At 62.0% G+C, this 9,819-nt stretch carries 8 protein-coding genes and 1 tRNA gene; 1 reads left to right on the plus strand and 8 read right to left on the minus strand.

Features of this window, described 5'->3' with window-relative positions; all coding sequences use genetic code 11:
• Positions 1-319 precede the first annotated feature (319 nt).
• From LBK75_06695 to LBK75_06710, 4 genes are all read right to left on the minus strand, one after another.
• Positions 320-961 (minus strand): hypothetical protein, encoded by a 642-nt coding sequence (locus LBK75_06695; GenBank protein ID MDR1157982.1) that lies wholly within the window; start codon positions 959-961, stop codon positions 320-322.
• Between the two features lie 155 nt (positions 962-1,116).
• Positions 1,117-2,142 (minus strand): hypothetical protein, encoded by a 1,026-nt coding sequence (locus tag LBK75_06700; GenBank protein MDR1157983.1) that lies wholly within the window; start codon positions 2,140-2,142, stop codon positions 1,117-1,119.
• Between the two features lie 157 nt (positions 2,143-2,299).
• Positions 2,300-3,094, minus strand: coding sequence for a signal peptidase I (locus LBK75_06705; protein MDR1157984.1), 795 nt, complete (start codon positions 3,092-3,094; stop codon positions 2,300-2,302).
• A 64-nt stretch (positions 3,095-3,158) separates the two neighbouring features.
• Positions 3,159-4,358 carry a hypothetical protein gene (locus LBK75_06710; GenBank protein MDR1157985.1) on the minus strand — a complete coding sequence of 400 codons (1,200 nt, stop codon included), beginning with the start codon at positions 4,356-4,358 and terminating at the stop codon, positions 3,159-3,161.
• 502 nt (positions 4,359-4,860) lie between these two features.
• Between LBK75_06710 and typA the strand changes: the two genes are divergently transcribed.
• Entirely contained in the window at positions 4,861-6,690 is a 1,830-nt protein-coding gene (typA, locus tag LBK75_06715; protein ID MDR1157986.1) for a translational GTPase TypA, read from the plus strand.
• Between the two features lie 95 nt (positions 6,691-6,785).
• Here the strand turns inward: typA and LBK75_06720 are convergent, their stop codons facing one another.
• The 4 genes from LBK75_06720 to LBK75_06735 all read right to left on the minus strand — a co-directional run bounded on the left by LBK75_06720 (position 6,786) and on the right by LBK75_06735 (position 9,759).
• A complete protein-coding gene (locus LBK75_06720; GenBank protein ID MDR1157987.1) occupies positions 6,786-7,574 on the minus strand; it encodes a metal ABC transporter permease in 789 nt (262 codons plus the stop codon).
• Positions 7,575-7,740: 166 nt separating this feature from the next.
• Positions 7,741-8,457, minus strand: a complete 717-nt coding sequence (locus LBK75_06725; GenBank protein ID MDR1157988.1) for a metal ABC transporter ATP-binding protein — start codon at positions 8,455-8,457, stop codon at positions 7,741-7,743.
• 96 nt (positions 8,458-8,553) lie between these two features.
• Complete coding sequence (locus LBK75_06730; GenBank protein ID MDR1157989.1) at positions 8,554-9,522, minus strand: metal ABC transporter substrate-binding protein; 969 nt, start codon at positions 9,520-9,522, stop codon at positions 8,554-8,556.
• A 161-nt stretch (positions 9,523-9,683) separates the two neighbouring features.
• Positions 9,684-9,759: transfer RNA gene (locus LBK75_06735), tRNA-Asn, on the minus strand.
• Positions 9,760-9,819: the final 60 nt, after the last annotated feature.

Raw genomic sequence — 9,819 nt, forward strand, 5'->3', positions numbered from 1 at the left:
GGACGCAATACTTCGCGGATAAATAAGCTTCTTTTTGGCCCCCCTTAGTGGGCGCTGCTTTCGGTTATTCGTGGGCAACTGGCCTCGGCTGTGGTTTCCAACGTGTCCAAGTCCGGGAAAGGGACATTCATGATGGTGAGTGCCTTGCGGTCTATCGCTATCGGTGTGTATGGCATATCCGTTAACCTCCGTCAATTACTCCGTCATTGCGGCCTTAACCCACAGCACGCTTCCTATGCGCTTCAAGCGAGGATCCGCGCGTCCGCCGGGGGCGGGCGCGGATCCTCGCTTGTTGTTTTGTCATCTATCAGCCTGGGGCTCAGTCTCCCGGGTCTTGCGGGTGGTGGTAGTTCCAGTCCCCAATCATTTCCAGGGAGAGCTTGACGCGCAGGTATAGGTTTTCCTCCGCTATCTGGTCAAACAGGGCCGCATTTTCGGGGGTCTGTTCGGCGGTCTTCAGCGTGACCGTGAGCGAGGCCTTATTGGCGTCCTCGTCGCCCGGGTCCCGCGGCGGGAGGTAGTCCTTCTTCTCCGGATCGGACACGACTGGCAGACGCTCCCACGGGCCCTCTTCTCTGCTCTCGTCCACCAACGGCCAATGCCAGCCGTCCTTCCCGTCTTCCAAAGACACCACCTGGACCAACTCGCTGGGCAGCAACACCTGAACGCCTTTCTCCGTCTCCCAGACCCACGTCACATTGGCCCGGACATGCACGCCCGACGTTCCGGTGTTTCTGAAATCCGCCGTCAGCGGATACTCAGTACCCGGCTCGACAGAACCGACCCAGACGCCGACCGGATACTCCTCCGAATCCGAAGCGCCCGAGATGGCCCCCATGGTACCCTTGATACCATTCCCGACGGAGTATGAGAAGTAGGCGTATGTCCCCCCTATGACCAGCACGACCATCAGAAAGATAAGGACCAGCGGCAGCAGATAACGGTGCAGGTTTTTCATCATGGATCACTCTCCTTTGCGGGGCCACAAGAAGCCCCACAGGGAAGATTCCGGCGCAATACGTATCTTACCCCGTATTGCGCCGGAACCAATCAGGAATCAGACAATAGCCTCATTCAATCCGCCCCGGCGGGCAGGGTCACATAAGAACATAAGTCTCAGCTGTTTCTGAGATACTCCAGCCACTGCCGCGGAGTGATGGTGGCGGAAGATCTGGAGAACTTTACGCCGTCCTCTCCAACATACTGTATAAAGAGATCCCAATACTCTGGCAAACCAAAGACATCGGCAGCCGCCTCATTGTATTTACCCTGTGTCACCTCTAATGAGAATCCCTCAAATCTCGCATCCGCATACTCATTACCCAGATACTTGGGATCATCCTTGTAGGCTTTCCGCGCATATGTCAATGTGTCAAAGTACGATTCAATATAAGCTGACTCCGCACCGGCCTGGAAATAGATCAGTTGAGCACCCACGAACTCAGGAGGAAGTTGTTCAACTTCAATACCATACTCGTCCAGGTACCATTCGGCAAAAAACTCCAACTCGTCCGCGGGGAGCTCTTCAAGAACATAAGCCGTGATAGTTGCCGGCATACCAGGCAGCCACTCCATCTCAACCGGATCCCACCAACGATCATAAAAAGCAGCCGCAGCAACCCCAGAGTCAATTACATGCGCGTTGATCTCAACACTGCTGTCCTCTGGATCAACTCTCGGGAAGCTGAAGCCCGCGCTGATCCCATTCTCCCGCGGAGTAGGCGGAACAGCTCCATTATCCAAGAATGTGTCTTCAACCTTCGTGTAGTCGGTCGGGTAAACCGCAAGGTCCGGATCCACACCCGCATTCAAAAGTCTAACATCCATCTTGTGGACTAACACAACACCATCATTTTTGCTCTTGCTGGGGTCAAAATATCCATAGTCATCCAGTGTCGCATAATAATCGACACCGGGAGTCGGAATCTTGATGCCCGGCTCAAAATAGAAACCTTCGCCAAAGAGGTCCGTAAAGTCGATGAACTTGTAGTCCACCGCGATGGAGCCAAAGCTGCCGCTACCGCCGGCACTGGGGAGAGAAAGCTCATACCATGCATAGGTGGCGCCGATCATTAGTACCAGCGCGGTTACGATGGCGCCGACACTCATCAGGGCCTTTCTGCTCTTCAGAATCTTCTTCATTGCGTTACACTCCTTCTTACATATCACTTGTTTTTTGAGTCTTCCGTGCGGGGTTACGCGAAACGCAGGGATTTTCTCTTGACGCTTCTTGCTATGTCCATTTCCTGACTTCCATTGCATGCCCCCTTGCGGTCATGTTGCGTTTTGCGTCTGTGGTTTACTCTTTCGAAAAGCGGATCAACTTGATCAACTCGACGACAATGATAATGGTGGCGGGGAGAATCACCAGGAAGATGAGCCCCCAGATTGTGCGCAGCTGGTCGACGACGTAGCCGAGAAACGGAATCTGAAACCGCACCACACCGAGCAAGTCCCAGCTGTAGGAACGTTCGCTGTCCGCCCTGTCGTTCGCGTCTCCCTTCGTCACATAGACGAAATCGCTCGGGCCCATGGGTTCTATGGAGACGACGCGGTGGGTGACCAGCTCCTCTAAGTTCCGGCTGTAATATGTAATGACATCCCCCGGCGCAACGTCCTCGGGCGGAATCTCTTGGGTAAACACAACGGACCCAACCGGGTACGCCGGCTCCATACTGCCGCTCAGTACCATGAACATCCTGTACCCCAGCAGCGACACCCCGTTGACACCGCTCCGGCGGCCGAGCAGCAACACGGCAAACAGAAACAATACAAACGCGACGACCAACACAGTCAGCACCGTGCCCAGTATGCCAAACGCCCGCCGCAGGGGGGACTTCTTCTTCCGCTCCTTTGGAGCGGTCAGTTCCTCCGTCTCCGTCTCCGCGGCCTCTTCCGTCTCTACAGACTCCGCCGGCGATACGGAATCCTCCGCCTCCGGCGTCTGCTTCACAAGCGCGGCCCAGTCGACGTCATCCAGCGCGGACTTTTCCAATATGTCACCCGACGTTGGGCTCTCCGACTCCGGCTCGACCGCGGACTCGGGCGGCCGCTCCGCCGCGCGGGGATTCGCCTCGGCGTTTTCCCCGGCCACACCGGGGGTTTCATGATCGAACAGCGTTACCTACCTCCTACTGTCGGCCGGCCCCCGGCCGCACTCAGCCTCCGGCGCCGCCGCTGTCGGGCGAGACGTCGTCCGCCTCCGGGGCGTCGCCGGACCCGCCGTCCGCCGGCATGGCCTCCGCCAGCGGATCCTCGGGCTCCGCCGCGTCCAGACTCGCACCATCCGGCTCCGCCGCGTCAGACTCCGGCGTATCGTCGTCGTCGTCCGCCGGGGCGGCCTCGCCGCTCCGCTCGGACGGCCCCGGACCCACCAGGAAGTCCACCGTCAGCACATGGCCGAACACATCGTCGGACGCTTCATATACCAGCGTGACCCCGCGGCGGTCGGAAATTCCGCTTCTCACCGTCACGGTCGCGCTGTCACTCTCCTCGCCGTCGGCGGAGAGAAGAACAAATCGATACCCAAGGGGCACATACCCGGGCCCCACCTCATAGACGCCATCCGGCAAGAACACGTCCGCCGGGCCGGCCCCCGGTGCGAGCAGGTACGTAAACCGGCCGCCCTCCCGCGAGAGCAGTATCTCAAACTCGGGCGATTCATCCGGCGCAGGCGCGTCCGCCGGCCATTGGACCTTCAGCGCCAGCGGCAACTTCACGGCTTCCGCCGGAGGGGGCTCCACATCCACCGCGGGGATTTCCACCGGGGTCTCCTCCAGCGGCTCCTCCGGCGCTTCCTGCACCGGCTCCTGCACCGCGGCGGGGGCTTCCGGCTCCGACACGGGCGATGATTCATCCGCCGGCTCGTCCAATTCGTCCGCCGAGGGCGCCGGACCCGCAGGCACTTCGGCATCCTCGATCTCGACGACCGTCTCCTCCGCCTCGGCGGGGAGTTCCTCGCCATCTGGCGGCGTCTCAGACGCCGCCGGTTCGATCATATCGACTTCAGCCACATCGGCCTCAGCCGCCTCGCCGTCTAACGCGGGGGCGCCTAGATCCGCCGGGGTCTCCGCATCCAAATCTTCTGTATCTACATCTACACTCTCTGTGCCCCCGACCTCCGCCGGAACATCAGGATCCGCCGGGTCCACAGGCTCCGGGGAAACCGGCGCCGCCGGTTCGCCGGCGTCCGCCGGCACGACACCCTGAACGGTTTGCTCGGACACACCAGGAAACTCGTCCGGCCTGTCCGAACGCGCCGCGAACGCCACCGCGGGCCCCACCGACAACGTCAGCAGTACGGCCAGCATACAGGCGACCCATGGGACACACGAGCGACCCAATCTCTTTCTCTTCATGAGGTACCCCCTCATCTTGTTCAGCCGTCCCTTCACAGGTGCATCTTTTCCGCACAAACAACGGGAATTGTCCCTCGCAACGGCCTTTTTGTGTGCTCTTCTTCTCATCTTCCGCAATGCCTATATAAAGCTATCGAATTCTATGCTTCTGCTCTGGCACTATTATAACAAGTTGTTTGACATTTGTAAAGAGTTTCTGTCAATTTTATTCTATAAAAAATATTTTGCCCGCCCCGGCCCCTTTGAAGGGGGATATGCGGGACTTCATGTTTGGACATTTACCCCATAACTACGCCTAAAAAACGCCAAAACACATGATCTTCAGCACTTTTGCGGGATGTCCTCCGCACGCCTTAGGCCCCCGCCGGACGGCGCGCGGCGCCCGCGATTGACGCGCCCCGGCCAAACCGCTATAATAGAGCGGGGTGAAAAGCAGACCCGCGGACACCCCGCCATTTTGGGCCGGAGCCGGACAGGCCCGCGGCCTTGGACAGAGGTAACTATGAAGCAGGAACAGATCCGCAACATCGCCATCATCGCGCACGTCGACCACGGGAAGACGACGCTGGTCGATCAGATGCTCCGGCAGGCCGGCGTCTTTCGCGAAAACCAGGCGGTCGCCGAACGGGTGATGGACTCCGGCGACCTGGAGCGGGAGCGGGGCATCACCATCATGGCCAAGAACACCGCCGTCCATTACGGCGGCTGCAAGATCAACATCGTGGACACCCCGGGCCACGCCGACTTCGGCGGAGAGGTCGAGCGCATCTTAAAGATGGTGAGCGGCGTGCTGTTGCTCGTGGACGCCGCCGAGGGCCCGATGCCGCAGACCCGGTTTGTCCTGGAGCGCGCGCTGGCGCTGGGGCACCGCGTCATCATCGTGATCAACAAAGTGGACCGGCCGGACGCGCGCGTCTATGAGGCGTGCGACGAGGTGCTGGAACTCCTTCTCGACCTGGACGCCAGCGCGGAGCAGCTGGACTCGCCGATCCTCTTCTGCTCGGCGCGGCGGGGGCACGCCTCCCTGACGCCGGACGACGCCGGGTCGGACCTCACCCCGCTCTTTGAAAAGATCCTCTCTCACGTGCGTCCGCCGGAGGGGGACCCGGACGGCCCGGCCCAGATGCTGGTCTCGTCCGTGGACTACAACGACTACGTCGGCCGCGTGGGCATCGGGCGGATCGAACGCGGCGTCTTTTCCGCGGGGCAGGAGGCAATTGTCGTCTCCCACGGGGGGGACCGCCCGGAGCGGCGGGCCAAGATCGCCGCGCTGTATGTCTTCGACGGCCTGCGCCGCGAACCGGTCTCCCAGGCCGGCGCGGGGGAGATTGTGGCCTTTGCCGGCGTCGCCGACATCACAATCGGAGAGACCGTGTGCTGCCCGGACGTACCGGAGGCGCTGCCCTTTGTGGAGATCACCCAGCCCACGATTGAGATGACTTTCAGTGTCAACGACAGCCCCTTTGCCGGGCGCGAGGGCAAGTACGTCACCGCGCGCCACCTGCGGGCGCGGCTGTACCGGGAACTGCTGCGCGACGTGTCGCTGCGCGTGACCGACACAGACTCCACCGAGGCCTTCCAAGTGGCGGGCCGGGGGGAGATGCACCTGTCGATCCTCATCGAAACCATGCGCCGCGAGGGGTATGAGTTTCAGGTCTCCACGCCGCGCGTGCTCTACCGCGAAGTGGACGGCGAACTCCTAGAGCCGATGGAACAGCTCGTGGCCGACTTGCCGGAAGCGGCGGCGGGCGCCGTCATTGAAAAACTGGGCGCGCGCCGGGGCGAACTGCTCTCCCTGCACCCGGTCGGAAGCCGGACGCGCCTCACCTTCCTCGTGCCGTCACGCGGCCTGTTTGGGTACCGCGGAGAATTTCTCTCCGACACCCGCGGCGAGGGCGTCATGCACGCGATTTTCCACGGCTACGCGCCGCTGAGGGGAGAGATCTCCCGGCGCGCCAACGGCTCTCTCGTCGCCTTTGAGTCCGGCGAGGCCGTCACTTACGGGCTCTATAACGCGCAAGAGCGCGGGGTTCTCTTCATCGGGCCCGGCGTCAAGGTGTACGCCGGTATGATCGTCGGGCAGGCGGCCCGCGCGGAGGACATGTCCGTCAATGTCTGCAAGCGGAAGCATCTGACCAACATACGCGCCTCCGGCAGCGACGACGCCCTGCGCCTGACGCCGCCCCGCCGCCTCAGCCTGGAGCAGTCCCTGGAATTTTTGGCCGACGACGAGCTCCTGGAAGTCACCCCCGAGAACCTTCGCCTGCGCAAACGCCTTCTCTCTCACGAACTTCGCATGAAAGCAAAAAAATCCGTGAACTACAATATGTAGTAGTTTCTTCGACCCCCACACCACGACTGAAACGACGGAACCATTGTACATCGTTCTTTTCCGTTTGTCAACTGTGTAAAATACGCCGCCGGCCGCTATTTTCTGGCGACTGTCCGCGCCGCCTGTTTCCCGAGCAATATGAGCAGCAGACTCGCGACGCCTATCAGGACGACGGCGCCGCCCGGGCGGAGGCGCAGATAGTAGGCGGCCGTGAGGCCCGACACCATGAAAAAGACCGCGAACCCGACCGACCAGAGCACCGTCTGTTTGTAGCTCCTGCCAAACTGCATCGCGCAGGCCACAGGGATCACCATGAGCGAGGAGACGATCAGCGCTCCCACCGTGCGCGCGGCCACCGACACCGTGACGGCGGTCAGAATCGTGAAGACGACGTTGACGCTCCGCACCGGAATGCCCGCGAGCCGCGCGGCCCGCTCGTCCAGCGCGATGTAAAACAGCTCTTTATATAAGAGGAGAAACGCGAGCATCACGGCGAGACCGACGGCGACGGCCATGCCCAGCTCAAAGTCCTGGATGGCCACGATGCTCCCGAACAGGAAGCTGTTGAAATTGGCGGCGCTCTGCACAAAACCGGACAGGACGCCCGCGAGGCCCACCCCCGCCGACAGGACAATGGCGATGGACATCTCGGCATACTGCGGGAGCCGTTTGCGGATCACCTCGATGCCCAGCGCGGCGGCGACACAGGCGGCGACCGCGCCGAGGACGGGGTTTATCCCCAGAATCAGCCCCGCCGCCACACCCGCGAGGGAGGTGTGCGAGAGGGCGTCGCCGATCATCGAGAGGCGTTTCAGCACGACGATGATCCCCACGCAGGGGATAATGACGGCGAGCAAAACGCCGACCACAAAGGCCCGGCGCATAAAATCATACTGCAAAATCTCAGGCACGGCCGCCCTCCTGACAGTTCATGGTCGGATAGTATTTTGTCGCCGCTTTGCGGCAACAAAATATTAGAATTTGGGTTGTGGGTTGCAGGTGCAACCCACGTTAGTATCTTGTCGCCGCGAAGCGGCAACAAATACAAGTTCATGGCCGGGGGTGTTTGTGCCGGTGCGCGAGCTCTTCGCTGAGCTGTTCCCGCCCCAGTTCGACCAGAGAGCCCTCCTCGAGGCACAGCACCCGCGACACGACCTCCGCCGCCCGCGCGACGTCGTGCGTGACCATCAGGACCGTGAGGCCGGTCTCCCGGTTTAGGCGCGCCAGCAGCGCGTACAGAGCCCGCACGGTTTCCGCGTCCACACCGGCGGTCGGCTCGTCGAGCAGCATGATCTCCGGCTCGCTCACGAGAACCCGCGCCAGCAGCACCCGCTGCTGCTGGCCGCCCGACAGCCGGCCGATCATCCGCTTCGCGCAGGCCTCCATGTCCACCCGCGCGAGCGCGCGGCGCACCCGTTCGCGGTGCTCCCTGCGGGGGAACCGGAACAGCCCCGAGAAGAGATGGGCCTGCACGATCTCCTCCACCGTGGCGGGAAAGTCCGCGACGGCCGCGAACCCCTTCTGCGGCACATAGCCTACCCGCGGCCAGTCCTTAAACTGGCGGATCTCCCGGCCAAAGAGGCGGATCTGCCCCGTGTCCGGCGCGATCTCCCCCAGCAGCAGGCGCAGCAGCGTGCTCTTGCCCGCGCCGTTGGCGCCGATGACGGCGGCAAAGTCCCCCGTTTGCAGCGAAAAATCGACCTTGGAGAGGACCGGCTCGTCCCCGTAGCGAAAACTCAGGCCGCGCACGGCGATCGCATCCGTCACAACACACAACTCCAGATAACAATTAACAGATAACAGATAACAGTCAGGAGACGCGACGCGTGGTACAGATAACTGTTATCTGTTATCTGTTCACTGTTATCTGTCCAACGCGGTACGCAGGGTTTCTAGGTTGTCACGCATCACGGAGATATAATCGGCGCCCGCCGCCAGCCGTTCGTCGCTTAGGCTCTCAAGAGGGCTCAGGACGCCGGTCTCGGCGCCGACGGCCTTCGCGATAACCTCCGCCACTTTCGGGCTCACCGTCTCCTCAAAAAAGATCACGCGGACGTCCCGCGCGCCGGCCAGCTCGATGACCTCCGCCAGCCGCGCGGGGTCCGGCTCGGCGTCCGGCGACAGGCCCTCGACCGCCACCTGGTTCAGCCCGTAAGCCGCGCACAGATATCCAAACGCCCGGTGCGAAACAACGACGTCCCGGTGCGGCAGCGGGTCCAACGCCTCGCGAAACGCCGCGTCCAGCGCGTCCAGCGCCGCCGCCCAGCGCGCGCAGTTTGTTTCGTACACCGCGCTGCCCTCGGGGTCGGCCCGCGCGAGGGCGTCTCGAATGTTCTCCATCTCCGCTTTGGCGCCGAGCGGGCTGAGCCAGACATGGGGGTCGCGCGCCTCCGCTTCGCCGGGCCGGGCCGGCGTCTCCTCCCCCGGCGGCGCGACGCCCCGCGACGCCTCCACAGTGACCAAGGCCTGGTTCTCAAGCGAGCCTAAGACATCGTCCACCCAATGCTCAAAGCCCGCGCCGTTGTAGACAAACACGTCGGCCGCCTCCAGCCCCGCGACGTCGGCGGCGGCGGGCTCCCAGTCGTGCGGCTCCGTGCCGGCCGGCACCATATTCACCACACGCACCCGGTCCCCGCCCACCTTGGCGGCGAAGTCGTACATGGGATAAAAACTCGCATACACCAGGAGCGTTTCCGGCGTCTCCCCCGTCTCCGGCCCGGACGCCGGCCCGCACCCCGCCAGTGCGCACAGGGCCAAAAGCCCCGCCGCACAGCGCATTCTTATATTTGGGTTGTGGGTTGCAGATGCAACCCACGTTATTAACTTTCGCAACTCTGGCCGTCCTCCCCGCCTACGATTCGCGTGACGCGCGTGGTTAGCGTCACCCACCCGCATTCATTATAGAGTCCGCCCCCGCCCCTGTCAAGAGAAATGCCTGTACAAAAAACCCGCTTTGTCAGCGGGTTTTTTGTCTTTGCCTCAAAAGACAAAATTGGCTCCCCAAGTTGGACTCGAACCAACGACCCTGCGGTTAACAGCCGCATGCTCTACCGACTGAGCTAAGGAGGATCATCTCTTACCGCGCGATAGATTACCACGTCCCCCGGCGCTTGTCAAGCCCTAAACAAA

The sequence above is a fragment of the Oscillospiraceae bacterium genome, assembly GCA_031265355.1.
Lineage (GTDB): Bacteria > Bacillota > Clostridia > Oscillospirales > UBA929 > JAIRTA01.

Coding starts and splice junctions, on each gene's coding strand:
- LBK75_06695 (MDR1157982.1), bottom strand. CDS start 961: ATGATGAAAAACCTGCACCGTTATCTGCTGCCGCTGGTCCTTATCTTT.
- LBK75_06700 (MDR1157983.1), bottom strand. CDS start 2,142: ATGAAGAAGATTCTGAAGAGCAGAAAGGCCCTGATGAGTGTCGGCGCC.
- LBK75_06710 (MDR1157985.1), bottom strand. CDS start 4,358: ATGAAGAGAAAGAGATTGGGTCGCTCGTGTGTCCCATGGGTCGCCTGT.
- typA (MDR1157986.1), top strand. CDS start 4,861: ATGAAGCAGGAACAGATCCGCAACATCGCCATCATCGCGCACGTCGAC.
- LBK75_06720 (MDR1157987.1), bottom strand. CDS start 7,574: ATGCGCCGGGCCTTTGTGGTCGGCGTTTTGCTCGCCGTCATTATCCCC.